A 19,896-nucleotide genomic window follows, 5' to 3' on the forward strand; every position below is an offset into this window, starting at 1 on the left:
TTTTGTTAAAGTTTGGTTGTCTTATTTTATACTAAAGTTACAAATCAGGGGCTTTTAGATGGCTGTTTCATCGCGTCCGCGTCGATCCGTTTTATATATGCCTGGTTCCAACGCGCGAGCCCTGGAAAAGGGACGGGCTTTGCCGGCGGATGGTCTTATCCTTGATATTGAAGATGCTGTCGCCCCCGACTCCAAAGCTGTGGCGCGTGAACAAATTATGGCCGCCCTTGATCAGGGAGGATATGGTCCGCGCGAAATACAGGTGCGGGTGAATGGCCTGAATACCCCGTGGGGCTATGACGACATTGTTGCCACGGCACGCAGCAAGGCCGATGCCATTTTGTTGCCCAAGGTCGAAAGCCCGGAAACCATTCGTCAGGTCGCGGCGATCATGCAGGCCGAAGGGGCGCATGACAACATGCGTATCTGGTGCATGATGGAAACGCCGCTAGCGATGCTAAACGCCCGTGAAATTGCCGGGGCGCATCCGTTATTGGGCGGGTTTGTGATGGGCACATCCGATTTGGCCAAGGATTTGAACTGTGCCCACACGCGCGATCGCCTGCCCATGATCACAAGCCTTGGTCTGTGTATGCTCGCCGCGCGGGCTTATGGTCTTGCCATTCTTGATGGTGTTCATCTTGATCTGGCTGACGATGAAGGTTTTGACGCATCCTGTGTACAAGGTCGCGAACTGGGCTTTGACGGTAAAACCCTGATTCATCCCAAAACCATTGCTGCTGCAAATAAAGTCTTTGAACCAAGCGAGACCGAGGTGGCCTGGGCACGCAAAATTATTGCGGCCCATCAGGATGCCGCCGGGAAGGGACAGGGGGTTGTGGTGGTTGATGGAAAATTGATTGAAAATCTGCACGTGGTGAGTGCGCAGCGCCTTGTTGCTCTTGCCGATCAAATCGCAGCAATGGCAACCACCTGAATTGTCGGGAAGCCGGGGTTATACCACAATCCTGTTGATTGAAGCCGATCAACAAGGTCTTCGCTTGGCAGGCATACTCGTTGATCCCCTTTTGTGTGGCACAGGCCATGCGGCGGTGTTGTGTTTAACCGGTCCTCAATTGCGTTATTTCCATAGAGAGCCGGGGTTATTTACTGTCACGAAGGTGTGTCGGATTGGCTTAATGCGCAGGTCTATTGCGCAGGGAACAAGGAATTTTCGGTGATGATCTCCAAAAATAATCCTGGCAATTATTTCGAGGATTTCCATCTCGGGCAGGTGCTACGCCATGCTACTCCGCGCACCATTACCGCGGGGGATGTCGCCCTTTATACCGGGTTATATGGTCCACGTTTTGCCGTTCAATCCTCGGCTGAATTTGCCGGCGCCATTGGTTTTCGAGGGGCCCCGGTCGACGATTTGCTGGTGTTTCACATGGTTTTTGGCAAAACCGTGCCCGATATATCGTTAAATGCGGTGGCCAATCTGGGATACGCAGGCGGGGTGTTTGATGCCCCGGTATATGCGGGGGATACCGTTAGTACCGTGTCACGTGTGATTGGCTTAAAAGAAAATTCAAACGGTAAAACCGGGGTTGTTTACGTTAATTCGGTCGGGTCGAATCAGCATGGTGAAATGGTGGTGGATTATAACCGCTGGGTCATGGTGCATAAAAACAATATTGATACCCCTGCACCTGTCACCGCTGTGCCAGACCTGGCCGCGACGGTTGATGCTGCCAGTTTTCGGGTGCCGGTTGGGCTTGATCTGGCCGGATATGATTGTGAACTGGCCGGTGCCCCCCATTACTGGGATGATTATGAGGTTGGCGAAAAGATCGACCATGTGGATGGCATGACGATTGAAGAAGCCGAACATCAGATTGCGACCCGGTTGTATCAGAATACCGCCAAAGTGCATTTTGATCAGGTTGCCGCCAATAAGGGCCGGTTTGGCAAGCGACTGATTTATGGCGGGCATATCATGTCATTGGCCCGGGCCTTGTCCTTTAACGGGCTGGGCAATGCCTTTAAAATTGTGGCTATCAATGGTGGCAGCCATGCCAACCCCGCTTTTGCCGGTGATACGGTGTTTGCCTGGTCCGAAATTGTCGACAAAATCAGCCTTGCCGGGCGCGATGATGTGGGCGCACTGCGCGTAAGGCTTGTTGCAGTGCGCAACCGTGGCGCGACGGAATTTGTGCTACGCGATGAAGCCGGAAAATATGACTCCGCCGTGTTACTGGATTTTGACCATACTGTTTTGATCCCAAAGCGCACTTGATCCGTAAAAAGAATAAAATTTCATAGTGACACCTGTTTTGGTGCGTTACAGCATCATATATCTCCGACTAAGGGGGATATTGCCTTGCGTTCAACTATATGAAACAAATCTAAAACAACGGTAGAAATGGCGTTAATTCGCAGATTTCTCTGGTTTTCAAAGGCGTTGAGATTGACTTACCCCCTGTGCGTGGGTAAATAATCCCTGCTTTCCCGCCAGCTATTTGAGAAGAGGCAATTCCGTTATGAGCAAAGCCAATCGGCCGCTGTCTCCCCACCTTCAGGTGTACAGGCTCCCGCTGACGGCCAAAATGTCCATTTCGTTCCGCATCATGGGCATTGGCCTTGCCATTGGTTTCGTATTCCTGGCGTCGTGGCTTATCGCCGCTGGCGCCGGTCGGGATACGTTCGAGGGCTATCAGGCATTTTTCACCTCGTGGTTTGGTCTGTTGCTGCTGTTCGGCTGGACAGTGGCGTTTTACTATCACGCCTGCAACGGTCTCCGGCACCTCGTCTGGGACACCGGTCGCGGCCTGTCGAATGAAGGGGCGGCAAAGTCCAACCCGATCGTTCTTGGCGCGGCAGTCGTGCTGACCATCATCACCTGGATTATCGGTCTGGTTTGATCCAGGCAAATGGGGACAAGGTTGTTATGAAGATGCAATCCGATCTGGGCCGTGTACGCGGTCTCGGTTCCGCCAAAAGCGGCTCTTCGCACTGGTGGGCGCAACGCGTCACCGCTGCGGCGAACCTGCCGCTGGGACTTTGGTTTATCTATTCGATCCTTGCTGGCCACACGGCATCATTCGATGCAGTCCGGGCCTGGCTGAGCAGTTATTTCCACGCAACCATGATGGTCCTTCTGGTCATCTCTGTTGCCTGGCATTTCGTTCTCGGCCTGCAAGTTGTGATCGAAGACTATGTGCATAACCGTAAAGCAGAAATTGTTTCGATGTTGCTGATCCGCGCCCTGGCGGTCTTTATGACCGTTGCCGCGATTATTTCGGTGCTGCGAATCGTTTTTGCCGGAGCCTGAGCAATGACAGAATCCTATAAAATTATTGACCATAACTACGATGTTGTCGTTATGGGTGCCGGTGGTGCTGGTCTTCGCGCTACATTGGGCACGGTTGAGGCCGGTTTGAAAACCGCCTGCATCACCAAGGTCTTCCCGACCCGTTCACACACTGTTGCCGCCCAGGGTGGTATCGGTGCGTCGCTGGGCAATATGTCGGAAGATCACTGGCAGTGGCACATGTACGACACCGTCAAGGGGTCGGACTGGCTGGGTGACCAGGATGCCATCGAATATATGTGCCGCAATGCGGTGCCCGCTGTTCATGAACTTGAACATTACGGCATGCCGTTTTCGCGTACCGCCGAAGGCAAGATTTACCAGCGCCCGTTTGGTGGTCACACCCGCGATCACGGCAAGGCCCCGGTTGAACGTGCCTGTGCCGCGGCTGACCGTACCGGTCACGCCATGCTGCACACGCTTTACCAGCAGTGCCTGAAACACAAGGCTGAATTCTTTGTTGAATTCATCGCCATTGATTTGATCATGGATGAAGATGGTACCTGCCGCGGTCTGGTGGCATGGGATCTTGATACCGGCATCATGCACCGTTTCAACGCCAAGATGACCATTCTGGCATCGGGCGGTTATGGCCGTGCCTTCTTTAGCTGCACCTCGGCTCATACCTGCACCGGCGACGGTCATGGCATGGTGGCCCGTGCGGGCCTTGGCCTTCAGGATATGGAATTTGTTCAGTTCCACCCGACCGGCATTTATGGTTCGGGCTGCCTGATCACCGAAGGCGCTCGCGGTGAAGGCGGGTATCTGACCAACTCCGAAGGCGAACGTTTCATGGAACGTTATGCCCCGACCGTGAAAGACCTGGCATCGCGTGACGTTGTATCGCGCGGGATGGCACAGGAAATTCGCGATGGTCGCGGTGTTGGCGAACATGGCGAATATATCCATCTGCATCTTGAGCATCTGGGGTCGGAAGTCCTGTGGGAACGCCTGCCGGGTATTACCGAAACCGCCAAGATTTTTGCCGGTGTTGATGCGACCAAGGAACCGATCCCGGTTCTGCCGACGGTCCATTACAATATGGGCGGTATTCCGACCAACTATAAGGGCGAAGTCCTGAACCCGACGGCAGATGACCCCAATCGTATCGTTCCGGGCCTGATGGCGGCTGGTGAAGCTGCCTGTGTTTCTGTTCACGGTGCGAACCGTCTGGGCACGAACTCGCTGCTTGACCTGGTTGTGTTTGGTCGTGCGTGTGGCATGCATGCCGCCGAGGTTGTTGACGCGAAATCGTCCTTCAAGGAACTTAAAGCCAGCGATGGCCAGACAGCCCTTGACCGCTTTGATCGTTTGCGCTGGGCCAAGGGTGCCCGTCCGACGGCGGAAATCCGCCTCGAAATGCAAAAGGTCATGCAGGGTAATTGCGGCGTGTTCCGTACTGCCGAAATCCTGGGTGAAGGTGTCGAAAAACTTGCCAAAACAGCAGCAACCCTTGGGGATGTTTCTGTTTCGGACCGTTCATTGATCTGGAATTCGGACCTGGTGGAAACCATGGAGCTGGAAAACCTGATGGTTTGCGCAGCATCAACCATGAATTCCGCCGAGGCGCGCCATGAATCCCGCGGGGCGCACGCGCACGAAGATTATCCCAAGCGCGACGACGAAGTCTGGATGAAGCACACGATTGCCAAGGTTGCCTGGGACAACAACTATGGCGTTGATCTCACCTATCGGCCGGTTAACAGCTTCACCCTTACCGACGAAGTTGAGTATATCGAGCCGAAGGAACGCGTGTATTAAGGCGCGGACAGAGAGGATTTGAGAGATGGCTGAATTCAAGCTTCCCGCCAATTCGGTCGTGCAGGACGGTAAATCGTTTTCTGCACCGGCGAATGCGAAGAATACCCGGAAATTCAAGATCTATCGTTATGATCCGGATTCCGGCGATAACCCGCGCACCGATACCTACGAACTTGACCTTGATGCCTGCGGCCCGATGGTTCTGGACGCGCTGATCAAGATCAAGAACGAAATCGACGCGACCCTGACTTTCCGTCGCTCCTGCCGTGAAGGTATTTGCGGTTCCTGTGCGATGAATATTGACGGCCGTAACACGCTGGCCTGTCTGAAACCGATCGAAGACATTAGCGGTGATGTTAAAATCTATCCGTTGCCGCATATGCCGGTGGTCAAGGATCTGGTGCCCGACCTGTCACAGCCCTATGCCCAGCTCGCCTCGATCGAGCCGTGGCTTAAGGCCGACAGCCCGACCCCGCCGGACGGGGAACGTCTGCAGTCTCGTGAAGAACGTGCCAAACTTGACGGTTTGTGGGAATGCATTCTGTGCTTTTCCTGCTCTACCGCATGTCCGTCTTACTGGTGGAACTCTGATCGTTACCTTGGCCCGGCTGTTCTGTTGCAGGCCTATCGCTGGCTGGCTGACTCGCGTGATGAATATACTGGCGAACGTCTTGATATGCTTGAAGACCCGTTCCGTCTGTATCGTTGCCACACGATCATGAACTGCACCAATACCTGCCCGAAGGGGTTGAACCCGGCACTGGCGATTACCGAAATCAAAAAAATGATTGCGGAACGCGGCGCTTAATCACGGCAGATCAGAAGATATCGCAATTCATTTTGCGTAAAACAAATGCCGCCGGATTTTTTCCGGCGGCATTTGTGTTTTTCGTGGCAAATGTTGGTTTGCCCGGTATCGTTCGTAAAAGGCAATTAAGCCGAGAGTTTTTGCGCAACGTTTACGAAATTATCGATATAGGTTTGCAGGAAGGCCCTGGTGTCCTCAATGGCGATGCTGCCATCTTCTGCGATCAGGTCGGGTTTAAACGCAATGTAGGCTTCGCCGCCCATTACCAGCCCGCCCAGGATCCCCATGATCTGGCGTAAATGCTGCTGGCCGACGGCAGTGCCAATGGCACCGGGTGACGTGCCGGTAATGGCTGTTGCCTTGCCACGCCATACGTTTTTATTCATCGGTTTGGAGCCCCAGTCGATGGCGTTTTTCAAAACAGCGGGGATTGACCGGTTATGTTCAGGCGTAACCAGTAATACCGCATCGCAGGCGGCGACTTCGGCGGTAAACCGGTTCACCGCGTCGGGGCGGTTGCCTTCCAGGTCCATGTTATACATTGGCAAATCATCAATCTGTACCAGCGATGCCTCAACGCGGTCGCCCGCAAGTTTCACCAGTGCATTTGCCAGTTTTCGGTTGATTGAATCTTTGCGGTTGCTGCCAACGATGACAGCCAGTTTGATCGACGCCATGGTTTCTCCTTGTTTAAGTCACTGCCATCCGAGATCGCCAAATTTTGGCTGTGATGGCAGGTTGAAGTCAGGTAATTATTTGTAACCTACATATATATCGGCAAATGGCTTTTCCTCAATAAGGCACACCTATGTTACCAGCTTCCTTCATTCTGACCGACCCCGCAGACGATCACTTGCCAGATACCTGTCGCGGGGTAAGCGGTGTGTTATCGCGGGTTGGCGATAAATGGAGCGTCCTTGTCGTTCGGTTGCTGGGTGATGGCCCGGTGCGCTTTAGTGACCTGCATCGCCGTATTGGCGGCATTTCAAAACGAATGCTGACATTAACCCTGCGCAATCTGGAACGTGATGGCCTGGTTACACGTCATGTGACGCCGGGTAAGTCCCCACGGGTTGATTACAGCCTGACCCCGCTGGGGCAATCATTATGGCAACCGGTTATGGCGCTTGCCGATTGGGCAATTGCCCATAAATTTGAAATTCAGCACGCACGTCAGCAATTTGATTTGAACGCACAAGACAGCTAAGGCGGCATCTCTGATATCAAATGGATATAGATGGCCCGAAAATGTGCCCGGCCCCATCTGATGATGGGGCCGGGTGGTGCATTGTTGGCGTATGGCAGAAATGCCTGCGGCCTGTGTTTTCCGTGACATTGTTTCGCCTATGCCATAATGGCAGGCATAAACTAGCTGTTAGACCATTTCGTCTGCTTGAAGCCGCCAAATACGGCGCCAAACGCATCAAGTTCCGATCCAGACCTGCCGGTAAAACCAACCAGAAACATGCCTTCGGGGAAGGTGAAGTTGAAAACGCCACCGCCGCCACCACCGCCATCAAGGGTGGTGCCATTGGCTGCTGCAAAGCTGAGATGGTCTATTTTAGAACCCGCACGACCGGAAATAGCAGTGACCGGGACAGATTCGGAAAGTTCCAGCGGACCAACCGCGCTACCGCCACCGCCGCCATGGACGGTTTGCCATTTTTGCCCGGAACCGTTGTTATAGGTGACTTTCAGGGCATCAACCCGTGCCCCGGCGCGCAATTCAATGGCCGTTATATGGGTATGATTGCTGATGCCGTTAATCGTGTCGACATCATCAAACGGGCTGCCGCCACCGCCGCCTTCCATCGTGCTATAGGAATAATAGGTCACCAGTTGCGGGGTCCCATGATCAAGTGCCGGAAGGCTCGGTTTTTCATAGGGGGTGACTGGATCTGTCAGGTAGGCTTCCATCTGGGCAGAGATTTTGTCAAGGTCATCGCCGGTTTCCACATCGACACTGGCCAGTTTTGGGTCAAACTCCTGCCAGTCAAAATCACTACCACGATAGAATTCGTAGGTATCAATGATCCGGTCTGTTTGATCTTGCAAATCAGACAGCTTGGTTGCGCTTGCTGTCAGGCCAACGGTGAATTCATCGCCGGTAAAATACAGTCGATTGCGCTCAATGGCGTCAAATGCCTGATTGATAACCTTGGTATAGCTCCAGACGTCGAAGCTGTTAATGACCGGTGCGTCGAGTGTCAGTGACGGAAAGGCCAGGGCATAGGCGACAAAATCGTCCTGGGTTGGCAGAGACGGGTTGCTGATTCCGGTTAGAACCTGTTTGAAGCTGTAACTGACCGTGGTTGATTTGGTGAAACTGTCTAGCGATGTTTGCAGGCTGGCACTGGCACTTACCCCGTTATAAATGCCTGATGCCGATAATTCGGTATTAAGCGATTCCTGTTCTTCGCGGGACTGGCAGTAAAAAACATAAGTGCCATAATATTCACCACCCGTATTGACGCTTTGCAAAAAGCAGTCACCGTAGGATTTGAAAAATTGCGTAGCTTCGGCATTGTTGGTTGGTGTCGCAACACCGTCAAGCATTCGCAAATTGGATATAATGCTTTCGGAACTAAGTGTTTTTGATGCCGAAACCATGATTACGATGCTGTAGGTGGTTATTTCCAGGCTGTGGTAATAATCCACCTTTGTCGAACCCGATGCGACCGGGCCGTAGCTTGCAGTCAGGGATGCCTGAATTTCCATGCTGGTGGCAACTTTTTCAGCGCTGCTGGTGACAAGAACATCAACAGACGATCGCGCGCCCGATTTGGTGGTGTCACCGGTTACCGCCTGCAAATAGGTCCTGCCCGAAACGGTACTGTAACCCTGAAAAATCGTAGACGGATTATTACTGGCCATTCAAGCCTCCTGGATTAATACGAATTTCATCGTATTATAGTTGTTTTATTTTACCATCATAAAATTTTAAGTTGTCAGTTTTGTTGCTAAAATTTAATGATATCCGCCAGGTTTGGTATTGAATGAAATGGCGCGCCGCATAAAAAAACACCACCTTCAAGCGGGTTAGATGATTTTGTGGTGATGTTTTCGTCGCATTTTTCCAACCGTTCTGCCCTGATGTGGTCGCAGTTTTGATTTTTAGTCTTCCGGGGCCGGTGGCGGGTTGTTTGTGGCGTCACCTCATGCGCAGAGGCCCTGCGCAATACGACATGGAAAGATATAGATGGTAAACAGGCTGATGTGGTTGTTCCCGCTAAGCGGCGGGCTTTATGGTTGGGCGTTGTGGTATTTGCTTGACCATTTTGACGAACACAGCCTGTATGCCCCGTCATTGCTGGTTTTCATCATTGTGGCGGCGTATTGCTGCTGGTTTGCAATCGGGGTTCGCAAACTGTGGGGCGATATCCTGTTTTCGGTGCTGGTTTCCGGGCTGGCTGCCGGGCAAGTTGCCGTTTTTCAGCATTTGGTCGGGTTCGACCATGTTGAGGATACCACAGTTGGCGGTTTAATTGCCGCCCAGGCTGTTTGGGTTGCGCTGGTTGTGGCGATCTGGCGCAGCATATTGCAGCCATTGCCAGTGAAACCAGGTGATGCCTCGCTGTTTCAGGAACAGGGTGTTACGAACGATCCTGATCATGATGACAGTGGTCAATCCGCGGATGCCTCGTACCCATTGATCAGGGTTTCTCAAATCGGCCCGCAAATCTGGAACATCAAGCTATCGCTTTCTTTTGGCGTCGTGGCGATTGGCGTGTTTTGGGTCATGGCCTATTTGCTGGCAATTCTGTTTAATATTGTCGGTTTCACCGCCTTTATGGATTTTCTTGAAACCGGGCTGGGTGGCTCCGTCCTGTCGGGGGCGGCCTTTGCCACCGGTATTATGCTAACCCGTGAAAAACCAAATTTGTTGCGCGCCGTTCGTCAGGTGCTGGGCACCCTGTACCGGTTTTTTTATCCCTTTCAGGCATTCGGGGTTTTTCTATTTTTATTATTGGGGGCGCTTGGGGGCTGGGAACAGCTTTTGGGGCAGGATACCAGTATCTGGCTGGTGGTAACTTCGGCCTCGCTTTGGCTAAGCTATTTACTGTTCGGGGCGATACAGTCGGGTACGAAAACAACATTGTTCGGTCGTTGGGGTGATTTTGTTTTTCGCTATACCCTGTGGATGGCCCCTCTTTGTGCGTTGCTGGGCATTGGGACGATATGGGTGCGTGTCGATGATTACGGGCTGACCCCCCAACGCATTTATGGTTCCTGGATCGTGGTTGCCGTGCTGGTTGCCACGCTTTGGATTATGCGTGCAGGCATGACGCGTGGCGATGGCATGATCATTGCCTTGCAACGGGCGTTCGGCCATGTCGCCATTGGTGCGACCATCTGTGCATTTTTAATCCATCTGCCGTGGCTTGACCCGGTAAGTATCGCTGCACGTAACCAGCAGGCCCGGCTATTGCACATCGAAGATATAAACCAGTCCGACCTGGCCTTTATGGCGCAACAACTGGGCAAGCCTGGTGAACAGGCCATTACGGACCTAAAGCAGGTTTACCCTGACACCGTGCCAGAGTTGGCCGAATTGCGTTTGATGCCCACAATCTTAAAACAGCGGCGGGATTCAGCCGCCGATGAAATTCCGGTCTTTCCCGAGGATCAACCTTATTCGCGCGATGCCCTGTCACAAATGATGGATAAGGATTTGCAATTTGATCGTCAGTTTTGCAAAGAGGATGGCTTTTCTGAGCAGGCCGCCAAAGCACAAAACAAATGTGCCTTGCTGATTATTGATATGGATGGCGACGGGGTGGACGAAGCTGTGTTTTTCTCGCTCAGGCCTGTTGCGGCGATGTTAAAATACCGCCCTGAGGAAAAGGACTGGGTAAAGGTGCGCGATTTGTATCTGGCAAACGGTAAGGCCAGTATCGATATCATCGACCAGTTACAACAGGGTGATTTCAAACCGGAGGTCCCCGCATATTCCGATTTATCCGTGGGGGGAATACTTTGGGAACAAAGCCGTTAACATGACGCGACGGGTTTTTGCTATGATTGTTAAGTGGCCTGACCTATTGGTTGGGTATCAGGATTATCGTTAAGGGAGGCCGCACACCATGCCGATAAATTTCCGACATGTGATTGTTAGCGTCGCATTTTTGGGGCTGGCCGCGTGTGGAGACACCGCGCCAAAATGGGAACCCCAGGACATGATGGGCGGCCCGGCCGAGCAAACCAGCCTTGATAGTGCCTATGCGGGGATGGTTGATTTCAAGGCAATGGCAACCGATGACAGCGGCAAGGCATTTTCCGCCGGGCCGAATGCCACGGTTGTGGGCGCGGGGCAGCAGGCGCTGGCGATGTGCCAAAATGGCGGAGGTGCCAATTGCAAGGTATCGCGGTTGGGCCTGACATCGATCGATGGGCTGGACCAGCAAGGCGTTGCCGATGTGATTAAATCGTATAACGACACCCTGACGGCCGAAGCCGCACAGGCGGCCAAAGCCGGAAACATCGAAGCCGCTAACTGGTTAGCCTATCATTACGCCACAAAGGGCGAAAACCTGATGGAGGCCGAAAGGCTGATTAAAATGGCGATGCAGGTACAGCCGGAAAATCCGTCGATTCAGGATACATATGGGCTGATCCTGTATAAACAGGGCGACTATGCCGCCGCCGAGGAAGCCCTGATCAAGGCCAACAAGGCCGCGCCGATTGCCGAACATCTGGCCCATTTTGCCGATAACGCCGTGGCAATGGGCAAACGCGATATGGCCCGTGTTGCCTATCAGCGCGCATTAAATGCCAATCCCGATCCCGTATTGTCCCAGCGTATTCAAAAGCAGCTTTTGGCCCTGGATATGGGCGTTGGTGCCGCCCAACAGTGATGTGATGGCGTGTTAATCAATAGTGATGCCTGTCTTTTGCCGCCGCTCAAAGGGCGTTGGCAGCCCTGCGATGCCAACATGCTATTTACCGCCAGGGTTTCGCATGTTGTGGCATCGGGGGGCGAACTTTTGTCTTATTTGCGGGGATGGCGCTGGCGCATTAAGGGATGTGCATTTTAGCTGGCTTTGGTTTGTGACCAGTCCAGGCTGATGGGCACGCCGTCAATATCGCCCATTTCAACTTCGTTAAGATTATTACCCGGCCCTGCGCGGTCAATAATCAGAAATTCACTATCGGGTTCCAGTACCAGAAGCGGGTGGTGCCAAACCCCTTTGTCATAGGTAACGCCCTGTTTGCCATTGGTGACAAAGGCGCGCAAATCGCCTGCTTTGGGCATGTCGCTTGCGGGGGCCACCACAATCAAAAACTTTTGCCCCTGCATCGGGACAAATGCCTGTGATCCCAATGGATGACGTTCCATCATGGCAATGCGGATCGGCAAGGGGCGCGGGTTACCACGAAAAATGCTGATAATCGGCCGTCCGCCTTCCTCGCTGGTGTCGATGCCGGAAATATCGTGATAGCGCGTGGTTGTTCCCTGATTGATCCCAAAGGATTCCCGTGCTGTTTCCGTGCTGATCACATCGCCAAATTCGGTGAAGGATTCCGGTGTCAGCGGTTCGACAGTCAGTTTCATTTTTACCCCCTGTTGTCCGTATCTATAGTTCCAGATTTCATGAACCTAAACCGGTCGCCACGCCCCTGACCCTGGGCCGGTGGCCATAGCAAGCCCGTGCCAATTTTTCAGGGTGTGCGGCGCGACCACGTTCAGGCAGGCCTTCATGGAAATTCCTGCGAAGGCCGGTTAATGAAAATCAGGGACGGGCCGGTTTCCCCAAAATACGGATCCGGCTGATGCCGCCATCCGGTATTGAATTGATGCGTAAATGCGAAACAGGCCCGCGTGCAGTGATCGCTGCGCCACCAAATTCGTGAATACGGTCGGCTTGCATTTTTTGTTCGGGTAAGATGGTTTGCCAGAACATGGAACGGGCAATAATCGATTTATCCTTTTCGCCGTCCACATAGGCCCCCTGAATGGAAACGCGGTCGGGAAAGTTGCCTTTGAAATGGCAGGTATCAATCACGATTTTATCGATTTCGCCGGGGTGGCCCAGTTCGATAATCAGCCATTCATTTCCCGGTTCGCGCCGACGGCTGGTTTCCCAGCCATCACCCATATTAATGCCGCGTCCCGGTGCCAACACCACATTGGGGTTGCCATAATGGGCATCAGACCACGCAACAGCGATGCCGCCATTGATCATGGCAGCAAGGTCAACCTGTTCGCCCTTGGCGGCCATTTCTGTCCAGTCGCGGTTGGGGCGGCCATAAACGCGCAGCCGGGCAATGCCGCCATCGGGGTAAATATGCAAACGCACATGGGTAAACACCCCGTCATGGCTGACTTCGGCATAATGATGTGCGCTGGCCCCTAATCCTTGCGGGGGGACAATTTCTGTCCAGGCGGTGGTGTCGTCCGGGTCGCTGTCGGGGCAAAAACACGCTTCAAGCGATGCTGCGGGCGGGAAATTGCCGGTGAAATGGCTGGTGTCGATATCAACACCATAAATCTTGCCAGATGTTGCCAGACGGACGATGGCGTAATCGTGGCCTTCCACCCGTTTGCGACGGCTTTCCCAGCCATCCATCCATTTGCCGTTATCGTCGTATTTGTCAGGATAAAAAATTGCCGGTGCCGATTGCAACATGCGCTGTTTGTCGGCGAAAAAATCGTCGGTGGCAAAAATGGCAACCGCGCCAAGGCGTTCGTCTGCCAGATTGACAAAACGCCGGGTAAAATCGGGTGCGGTATCGCTGCTTGAATGGGTCATGGGTTTGCGTCCTGCTGATAAAGGGGCGTGCCACGCTTACAGGGATTGCAATCGCAATAAGGCGATGCGGTGAACCTGTTGCAGGGCTTCGTTAAATTCGGTGTCCATATCGTTTTTCACCCGGCGCTCAAACGCGGCCAGAATGTCGGTACGATGAAATCCTTTTACCGCAAAGATAAACGGAAACCCGAACTTGCCCTTATAGACATCATTAAGTTCGGAAAATCGCACAAGTTCGTCCTTGCTGCATTGATCTAACCCCGCACCTTGCTGTTCATTGCGTGACGATGTTGTTAAATCGGCCAGGGCCAGTTTACCGGCAAGGTCGGGGTGGGAACGTAACAGGGCAAGTTTTTCGTCCCGGGTGGCGCGCTCGACAATAACCTGCATGGCACTTGCCAGATTTTCAGGGCTATCGAGGGCCGGGGTGATGCCATTTTCAACCAGCCGTTCAGCAATCCAGGGCGAATGTTCGTAGACACCGCCATATAAATTAACAAACGATTTTGCCGCCAGGGTGCTGGGCGGGTTGCTTGTAAACAGCGATGTTTTTTCACCCGGCCCGGTTGCCGTGGAGGGGGTGTTTTCAGTCATCGGAAACGTTCCTGTAAATCAGGTAAAGACTGCCTGTCATTTGGGCATTGTCTGGTCAACCGGCAAAAGGGTGATGTTCGCGCCAGTGCCGGGCAATATCGATGCGCCGGGCAAACCAAACATCGTCATGGCCGCGCACATAATCGACAAAGCGTTTTAACGCGCTAAACCGTCCCGGACGCCCGACAAGGCGGCAATGCAAGCCCACCGACAACATCTTGGGCGTATGGGTGCCTTCCTCATACAGGGTGTCGAAACTGTCTTTTAAATACTGGTAATATTGCTCGCCGGAATTAAAGCCCTGCATGGCGGCAAAACGCATGTCGTTGACATCAAGGGTATAGGGCACAATCAGGTGCGGGTTTTCGGTCTGGGTGCTCCAGAATGGTAATTCGTCGCTGTAATCATCGGCATCATACAGGAAACCGCCTTCTTCGGCGACAAGGCGCCGGGTATTGGGGCTGGTGCGGCCCGTATACCAGCCCAGCGGGCGTTCGCCGGTGATGTTTTTGATAATGTCGATGGCCTGATGCAAATGGTCACGTTCAACATTTTCGTCAACATACTGGTAATCGATCCAGCGCAGGCCGTGCGAACATATTTCGTGGCCGTCTTTCATGGCGATTTCGGCAACCTTGGGCTGGCGGGCAAGGGCCATGGCAACGGCAAACAGGGTAATGGGAATTTCGCGTTCGCGAAAAAGGTTCAATATTCGCCACACCCCGACACGCGATCCATATTCATAGATCGATTCCATGCTCATATGACGCACGCCCTTGCGGGCATCGGCACCAATCATTTCGGATAAAAAGGCTTCCGATGCCGCGTCCCCGTGCAAAATGCAGTTTTCACCGCCTTCTTCGTAATTCAGCACAAACTGCACCGCAATGCGGGCTTTGCCCGGCCAGTTGGCATGGGGCGGGTTTGCGCCATAGCCGATAAGGTCACGCGCATAGGGAGTGTCGGTCATCTTTGCCTCCAGATCGATTAATCCCGGTTTGGTTCGCCGGGTTATTTGGTGTAGCATTAACCATTGGCTGCGGTGCAGCAAGAAAATCTCGCGCGGGGCATATGGGAAATTTTCAAGGTGGCTTTGAAAATATCCATCCTTTCTCATGGCTAAAAGACGCAGGTTTTCAGGCATTGGAAGTGTTTTGTGCGATGCTGGTGATGTCCTTTTTCAAAGAATTATTGATATAGTTTCACTTTATCGCCTCTTTCCTGAATGCCTGTTGCAGTGCGACCTTTTTAAAAACATCACAAACAAACCGGCTTGGCCTTCAAAATTATAACAGGCCGGATCAGAGAGGCAGGCGGGCAACCGTCCTAAAATTATCGAGAAATTACGAGATCCTCGGTTCAGTGACAAAGGAGACCCGTCATGGGGCGCTTGACCACACATGTGCTTGATACAGCGCGCGGCTGCCCTGCGGGGGGTATTCGCATTGAATTGCACCGGTTTGATGGTGGTCATGATGATCGCGTTGCCATGGCCGTGACCAATGAAGATGGCCGTACCGATGCCCCCTTGCTGGAGGGCAAAACCTTTAGACCGGGAAAATATGAGCTGGTGTTTCATGCCGGGGATTATTTTGATGCGGCCGGTTATGACCTGCCTGACCCGAAATTCCTTGATCAGGTGGTAATTCGCTTTGGCATTTCCGATGCCGATTCTCACTACCATGTACCGCTTTTGCTTTCGCCCTTTGGCTATTCCACCTATCGCGGCAGTTAAGAAAGACGATGACAAATATGCGAAGCGACATCCGCTTTTTGTTGGGCAATGAAGAACGCCGGATCGAAAATATCGATCCGCAAACCACAGTCCTGAACTATCTGCGCCTGACCGAGCATAAATGCGGCACCAAAGAAGGCTGCGCGGAGGGCGATTGCGGGGCCTGTACCGTCGTTTTGGGCGAGGTGGACGACACAGCGGCGGGGGGCATGTCTTACCGCACCGTTAATGCCTGTATTCAGTTTGTGCCAACGCTGGATGGCAAACAGCTTTTGACCGTGGAACATTTAAAATCGGCGGATGGCAGCTTGCATCCGGTTCAGCAGGCAATGGTCGATAGTCATGGTTCGCAATGTGGCTTTTGCACACCCGGTTTTGTCATGAGTCTGTATAAAATCTGGCTGGATGGCGGCGAGGATGACCGCGGTGCGATTAACGATGCATTGGCGGGTAATTTGTGTCGCTGCACCGGTTATGGACCAATTATAGAGGCTGCACGCCAATCAGGTGGCGTTTCAATAAATGATAAACTTGAACAATCGCGCCGTCAGGAAATTGCCGAGCGCCTTAAAGCCCTGATTGGGGAGGAGGGCGGATTAAGCCTGAGCCATGAAAGCGGACGTTATTTTGCACCGCGTAACAGTGATGATCTGGCGCACCTTTTGGTGACGCATCCTGATGCAGTTATTCTGGCTGGCGGCACAGATGTTGGCCTTTGGGTAACCAAACACCTTAAACGTCTGGACCCGATTATCTATATTGGTAATGTCGCCGATCTTAAACAGGTCGAACAGGTTGGCACTGAACTGCATATCGGGGCTGGTGCCACCTATAGCGACGCGCATGATGCGTTGGGGGCAGTTGCCGCCGATATTGGCGAACTGATTCGACGTATTGGGTCGCGGCAAATTCGTAATGCCGGTACCGTGGGGGGGAACATTGCCAATGGTTCGCCGATTGGTGATACGCCACCGGCCCTAATTGCCCTTGGTGCGCGCATTGTCCTGCGTATGGGCGATATCCGCCGTGAAATCGCATTGGAGGATTTTTTCATCACCTATGGCAAGCAGGACCGCGCCAAAGGCGAATTTGTTGAAAAAATCATTGTCCCAAAACCCGGTGCGCAAACGCAGTTCAAGGCATGGAAAATTTCCAAACGATTTGATCAGGATATTACCGCTGTACTTGGTGCCTTTGCCATAACCCTGGAAAACGGTGTGGTGCATGATATGCGCGCGGTCTTTGGCGGCATGGCAGGGACCCCGATGCGGGCTAAAAAATGCGAAGCTGCGATGGTCAATCAGCCGTGGAATGATGCAACCCTGAATGCCGCGCGGCGGGCTTTGATGGATGATTTTAAACCGATGACGGATATGCGGGCATCGGGCGAATACCGCACTTTGGTCGCACAAAACCTGCTGACCAAACTGTTTATTGAAACCACACAACCCGGCGTGGCAACCCGCCTTGTCGGGAAGGTAGCGGCACATGCTTGATAAAGCCGACAACACCGATCTGATTGCACCGACACGGGGCCTTAAGGGCGGGGTGCGTTCTGCCAGCAAGCACGATAGCGGCCCCAAACATGTAACCGGCGAAGCCGTTTATATCGACGATATTGTCGAACCTTATGGCACGCTTCATCTGGCCCCGGGGGCTGCCACCATTGCGCATGGCAAAATTACCAAAATGGATTTGTCCAAGGTGCGGTCGGCACCGGGGGTGGTATGTGTGCTAACGGCGGATGATATTCCCGGCATCAACGATGTTTCCCCGGCCCATACCCATGACGAACCGGTTTTGCCCGATGGCATCGTGCAGTTTTACGGTCAGCCGGTATTTTGTGTGGCGGCGGAAACCCGCGAACAGGCCCGTGCTGCCACTAAACTTGCCGAAATTGAATATGAGGAATTGCCCGCCATCCTGTCGATTGACGATGCGATGGCGCAAAAATCCTATGTTGCCGACCCTCATGTGATGAAACGCGGCGATAGTGCAAGTGCGCTTGCATCTGCACCGCACCGCCATGCATCGCGCATGGTGATTGGCGGGCAGGACCATTTTTATCTTGAAGGGCATATTTCCTTTGCCATCCCGCAGGAAGATGGCGATGTTTTTATTCATTGCTCCACCCAGCATCCGTCCGAAGTACAGCATAACATCGCCAATGTGCTGGGCCGCCCGGCCAATGCCGCTACGGTGGAAGTGCGGCGCATGGGCGGTGGTTTTGGTGGCAAGGAAACCCAATCCATGCAATGGGCGGCCCTGGCATCCATCGTGGCAATAAAAACCGGGCGCCCGGCCAAAATGCGGCTGGACCGCGATGACGATATGATAATGACCGGTAAACGGCATGATTTCATCGTTGATTACGATATCGGCTTTGACGATGGCGGGCGCATATGTGGCGCAGATATTCAATACGCAGCTAATTGCGGTTTCAGCGCCGATTTGTCATCTGCGATTGCCGATCGTGCCATGTTCCATACCGATAATGCCTATTATCTGGGCGATGTTGAAATCCGGTCCTATCGCTGTAAAACCAACCTTGTGTCCAATACCGCCTTTCGCGGCTTTGGCGGGCCACAGGGCATGGTGGCGATTGAACGGATTATCGATGAAATTGCCATGACGCTGGGTTTGGACCCGCTGGATGTGCGCCTTGCCAATTATTATGGTGGCGAAGGGCGCAATATGACGCCCTATCATATGCCGGTCGAAGACAATGTTCTGCCCGAACTGACCCGCGATTTGCTGGCAAGTGCGGATTATCGCGCACGTCGGGCGGAAATTGATGCCTTTAATACCCAAAGCCCGGTGATCAAACGGGGCATTGCCATTACCCCGGTTAAATTTGGCATTTCCTTTACCACCACCTTCCTTAATCAGGCTGGGGCGTTGGTTCATGTTTATCAGGATGGATCGGTGCATTTAAACCACGGTGGCACCGAAATGGGCCAGGGCCTGTTTATCAAGGTGGCCCAGGTTGTGGCCGAGGAATTCCAGATCGATCTTGATCAGATCAAAATCACCGCCACCAATACCGGCAAGGTGCCCAATACATCGGCCACGGCGGCATCGTCGGGTGCGGATATGAACGGCATGGCCGCACGCAATGCCGCCCGTACCATTAAGGACCGGCTGATTGAATTTGCTGCCGGTTATTACAAGGTTGCGCCCACTGCCATTCAGTTTGTGCCGGGACGGGTTATTATAGGTGACGTTGCGGATATCAGTTTTGCCGAACTGGTCAAACTGGCCTATCTGGGCCGAGTATCCCTGTCGGCAACCGGTTATTATGCGACCCCGAAAATCCACTATGATCGCGAAACGGCATCGGGGCGCCCGTTTTTCTATTTTGCTTATGGCATGGCCTGCAGCGAAGTCATGATCGATACGTTGACCGGCGAAAACAAGGTTACACGGGTTGATATTTTGCACGATGTTGGCCAGTCGCTTAACCCGGCGATTGACCGGGGGCAGGTTGAAGGCGGTTTTATTCAAGGCATGGGATGGCTGACATCAGAGGAACTGTGGTGGGACGATGCGGGACGTATTCGCACCCACGCGCCATCAACTTATAAAATTCCCGCCTGTTCGGACCACCCCGAAGATTTCCGCATGGACCTGTGGTCATCGGGTCGAAATGTTGAAAAATCCATCCATCGTTCAAAGGCGGTTGGTGAACCCCCCTTGATGTTGGCAATTTCGGTGCATCGTGCCATTGCCCATGCGGTGGCGTCGGTGGCGCAGGGTAAAATTGTTCCGGCGTTAAATACCCCGGCGACGCCCGAGGCCGTTTTACGTGCTGTGGCCCGCCTTGCCGATGATATGGCCGGTCATGCCGCCCGCCAACACGAAGATTTGCCCGTGAAGGGTGCCGATAATACCGCAATGGTCGGGGTTGGCGCGCCGCAGGTGGGGGCATAAACCA

19 protein-coding genes are annotated in these 19,896 nt (G+C 53.2%); 13 read left to right on the forward strand and 6 right to left on the reverse strand.

Features of this window, described 5'->3' with window-relative positions; translation table 11 throughout:
- Window positions 1–58: 58 nt before the first annotated feature.
- From J4E05_RS12000 to J4E05_RS12025, 6 genes are all read left to right on the forward strand, one after another.
- Entirely contained in the window at window positions 59–937 is an 879-nt protein-coding gene (locus J4E05_RS12000; protein ID WP_349595809.1) for an HpcH/HpaI aldolase/citrate lyase family protein, read from the forward strand.
- Window positions 938–1,180: 243 nt separating this feature from the next.
- Window positions 1,181–2,239 (forward strand): MaoC family dehydratase, encoded by a 1,059-nt coding sequence (locus J4E05_RS12005; protein ID WP_349595812.1) that lies wholly within the window; start codon window positions 1,181–1,183, stop codon window positions 2,237–2,239.
- Window positions 2,240–2,483: 244 nt separating this feature from the next.
- The gene (gene sdhC / locus J4E05_RS12010; protein ID WP_085590879.1) at window positions 2,484–2,864 is read left to right on the forward strand and encodes a succinate dehydrogenase, cytochrome b556 subunit; all 381 of its coding nucleotides are present in this window, start codon (window positions 2,484–2,486) and stop codon (window positions 2,862–2,864) included.
- Between the two features lie 32 nt (window positions 2,865–2,896).
- The gene (gene sdhD / locus J4E05_RS12015; RefSeq protein WP_246832936.1) at window positions 2,897–3,274 is read left to right on the forward strand and encodes a succinate dehydrogenase, hydrophobic membrane anchor protein; all 378 of its coding nucleotides are present in this window, start codon (window positions 2,897–2,899) and stop codon (window positions 3,272–3,274) included.
- Window positions 3,275–3,277: 3 nt separating this feature from the next.
- Window positions 3,278–5,074: a succinate dehydrogenase flavoprotein subunit gene (gene sdhA / locus J4E05_RS12020; RefSeq protein ID WP_085590877.1), complete on the forward strand. Its 1,797-nt coding sequence runs from the start codon at window positions 3,278–3,280 to the stop codon at window positions 5,072–5,074.
- A gap of 25 nt (window positions 5,075–5,099) precedes the next feature.
- A complete protein-coding gene (locus J4E05_RS12025) occupies window positions 5,100–5,882 on the forward strand; it encodes a succinate dehydrogenase iron-sulfur subunit (RefSeq protein WP_085590875.1) in 783 nt (260 codons plus the stop codon).
- Between the two features lie 125 nt (window positions 5,883–6,007).
- Here J4E05_RS12025 and J4E05_RS12030 read toward each other — a convergent pair whose 3' ends face one another.
- On the reverse strand, window positions 6,008–6,559 hold the full coding sequence (locus J4E05_RS12030; RefSeq protein ID WP_349595817.1) for an NADPH-dependent FMN reductase: 552 nt from the start codon (window positions 6,557–6,559) through the stop codon (window positions 6,008–6,010).
- Between the two features lie 131 nt (window positions 6,560–6,690).
- Between J4E05_RS12030 and J4E05_RS12035 the strand changes: the two genes are divergently transcribed.
- On the forward strand, window positions 6,691–7,089 hold the full coding sequence (locus J4E05_RS12035) for a winged helix-turn-helix transcriptional regulator (RefSeq protein ID WP_349595820.1): 399 nt from the start codon (window positions 6,691–6,693) through the stop codon (window positions 7,087–7,089).
- Window positions 7,090–7,250: 161 nt separating this feature from the next.
- Here the strand turns inward: J4E05_RS12035 and J4E05_RS12040 are convergent, their stop codons facing one another.
- On the reverse strand, window positions 7,251–8,756 hold the full coding sequence (locus J4E05_RS12040) for a jacalin-like lectin (RefSeq protein ID WP_349595822.1): 1,506 nt from the start codon (window positions 8,754–8,756) through the stop codon (window positions 7,251–7,253).
- A 325-nt stretch (window positions 8,757–9,081) separates the two neighbouring features.
- Between J4E05_RS12040 and J4E05_RS12045 the strand changes: the two genes are divergently transcribed.
- Window positions 9,082–10,878 carry a hypothetical protein gene (locus tag J4E05_RS12045; RefSeq protein ID WP_349595825.1) on the forward strand — a complete coding sequence of 599 codons (1,797 nt, stop codon included), beginning with the start codon at window positions 9,082–9,084 and terminating at the stop codon, window positions 10,876–10,878.
- 88 nt (window positions 10,879–10,966) lie between these two features.
- A complete protein-coding gene (locus tag J4E05_RS12050) occupies window positions 10,967–11,737 on the forward strand; it encodes a hypothetical protein (RefSeq protein ID WP_085590865.1) in 771 nt (256 codons plus the stop codon).
- 176 nt (window positions 11,738–11,913) lie between these two features.
- Here J4E05_RS12050 and J4E05_RS12055 read toward each other — a convergent pair whose 3' ends face one another.
- The 4 genes from J4E05_RS12055 to puuE form a co-directional block, all read right to left on the reverse strand.
- A complete protein-coding gene (locus tag J4E05_RS12055) occupies window positions 11,914–12,435 on the reverse strand; it encodes an ureidoglycolate lyase (RefSeq protein WP_085590863.1) in 522 nt (173 codons plus the stop codon).
- 178 nt (window positions 12,436–12,613) lie between these two features.
- On the reverse strand, window positions 12,614–13,633 hold the full coding sequence (alc, locus tag J4E05_RS12060; RefSeq protein WP_349595829.1) for an allantoicase: 1,020 nt from the start codon (window positions 13,631–13,633) through the stop codon (window positions 12,614–12,616).
- A 36-nt stretch (window positions 13,634–13,669) separates the two neighbouring features.
- Window positions 13,670–14,227 carry a 2-oxo-4-hydroxy-4-carboxy-5-ureidoimidazoline decarboxylase gene (gene uraD / locus J4E05_RS12065; RefSeq protein WP_349595831.1) on the reverse strand — a complete coding sequence of 186 codons (558 nt, stop codon included), beginning with the start codon at window positions 14,225–14,227 and terminating at the stop codon, window positions 13,670–13,672.
- 55 nt (window positions 14,228–14,282) lie between these two features.
- Complete coding sequence (gene puuE, locus J4E05_RS12070; protein ID WP_349595834.1) at window positions 14,283–15,197, reverse strand: allantoinase PuuE; 915 nt, start codon at window positions 15,195–15,197, stop codon at window positions 14,283–14,285.
- A gap of 2 nt (window positions 15,198–15,199) precedes the next feature.
- Here puuE and J4E05_RS12075 point away from each other — a divergent pair, with 2 nt between their 5' ends.
- The 4 genes from J4E05_RS12075 to xdhB all read left to right on the forward strand — a co-directional run bounded on the left by J4E05_RS12075 (window position 15,200) and on the right by xdhB (window position 19,892).
- A complete protein-coding gene (locus J4E05_RS12075) occupies window positions 15,200–15,427 on the forward strand; it encodes a hypothetical protein (RefSeq protein ID WP_349595837.1) in 228 nt (75 codons plus the stop codon).
- A gap of 181 nt (window positions 15,428–15,608) precedes the next feature.
- A complete protein-coding gene (gene uraH, locus J4E05_RS12080; protein ID WP_349595840.1) occupies window positions 15,609–15,962 on the forward strand; it encodes a hydroxyisourate hydrolase in 354 nt (117 codons plus the stop codon).
- An 8-nt stretch (window positions 15,963–15,970) separates the two neighbouring features.
- Window positions 15,971–17,458: a xanthine dehydrogenase small subunit gene (gene xdhA / locus J4E05_RS12085; protein ID WP_349595843.1), complete on the forward strand. Its 1,488-nt coding sequence runs from the start codon at window positions 15,971–15,973 to the stop codon at window positions 17,456–17,458.
- Window positions 17,451–19,892 (forward strand): xanthine dehydrogenase molybdopterin binding subunit, encoded by a 2,442-nt coding sequence (xdhB, locus tag J4E05_RS12090; protein WP_349595846.1) that lies wholly within the window; start codon window positions 17,451–17,453, stop codon window positions 19,890–19,892. The genes xdhA and xdhB overlap by 8 nt, the downstream gene beginning before the upstream one ends.
- The last annotated feature ends 4 nt before the right edge of the window (window positions 19,893–19,896 follow it).

Origin of the sequence: Thalassospira sp. NFXS8 (assembly GCF_040148805.1) — a bacterium.
Lineage (GTDB): Bacteria > Pseudomonadota > Alphaproteobacteria > Rhodospirillales > Thalassospiraceae > Thalassospira.

Coding starts and splice junctions, on each gene's coding strand:
- J4E05_RS12000 (WP_349595809.1), top strand. CDS start 59: ATGGCTGTTTCATCGCGTCCGCGTCGATCCGTTTTATATATGCCTGGT.
- J4E05_RS12005 (WP_349595812.1), top strand. CDS start 1,181: ATGATCTCCAAAAATAATCCTGGCAATTATTTCGAGGATTTCCATCTC.
- sdhC (WP_085590879.1), top strand. CDS start 2,484: ATGAGCAAAGCCAATCGGCCGCTGTCTCCCCACCTTCAGGTGTACAGG.
- sdhD (WP_246832936.1), top strand. CDS start 2,897: ATGCAATCCGATCTGGGCCGTGTACGCGGTCTCGGTTCCGCCAAAAGC.
- sdhA (WP_085590877.1), top strand. CDS start 3,278: ATGACAGAATCCTATAAAATTATTGACCATAACTACGATGTTGTCGTT.
- J4E05_RS12025 (WP_085590875.1), top strand. CDS start 5,100: ATGGCTGAATTCAAGCTTCCCGCCAATTCGGTCGTGCAGGACGGTAAA.
- J4E05_RS12030 (WP_349595817.1), bottom strand. CDS start 6,559: ATGGCGTCGATCAAACTGGCTGTCATCGTTGGCAGCAACCGCAAAGAT.
- J4E05_RS12035 (WP_349595820.1), top strand. CDS start 6,691: ATGTTACCAGCTTCCTTCATTCTGACCGACCCCGCAGACGATCACTTG.
- J4E05_RS12040 (WP_349595822.1), bottom strand. CDS start 8,756: ATGGCCAGTAATAATCCGTCTACGATTTTTCAGGGTTACAGTACCGTT.
- J4E05_RS12045 (WP_349595825.1), top strand. CDS start 9,082: ATGGTAAACAGGCTGATGTGGTTGTTCCCGCTAAGCGGCGGGCTTTAT.
- J4E05_RS12050 (WP_085590865.1), top strand. CDS start 10,967: ATGCCGATAAATTTCCGACATGTGATTGTTAGCGTCGCATTTTTGGGG.
- J4E05_RS12055 (WP_085590863.1), bottom strand. CDS start 12,435: ATGAAACTGACTGTCGAACCGCTGACACCGGAATCCTTCACCGAATTT.
- alc (WP_349595829.1), bottom strand. CDS start 13,633: ATGACCCATTCAAGCAGCGATACCGCACCCGATTTTACCCGGCGTTTT.
- uraD (WP_349595831.1), bottom strand. CDS start 14,227: ATGACTGAAAACACCCCCTCCACGGCAACCGGGCCGGGTGAAAAAACA.
- puuE (WP_349595834.1), bottom strand. CDS start 15,197: ATGACCGACACTCCCTATGCGCGTGACCTTATCGGCTATGGCGCAAAC.
- uraH (WP_349595840.1), top strand. CDS start 15,609: ATGGGGCGCTTGACCACACATGTGCTTGATACAGCGCGCGGCTGCCCT.
- xdhA (WP_349595843.1), top strand. CDS start 15,971: ATGACAAATATGCGAAGCGACATCCGCTTTTTGTTGGGCAATGAAGAA.
- xdhB (WP_349595846.1), top strand. CDS start 17,451: ATGCTTGATAAAGCCGACAACACCGATCTGATTGCACCGACACGGGGC.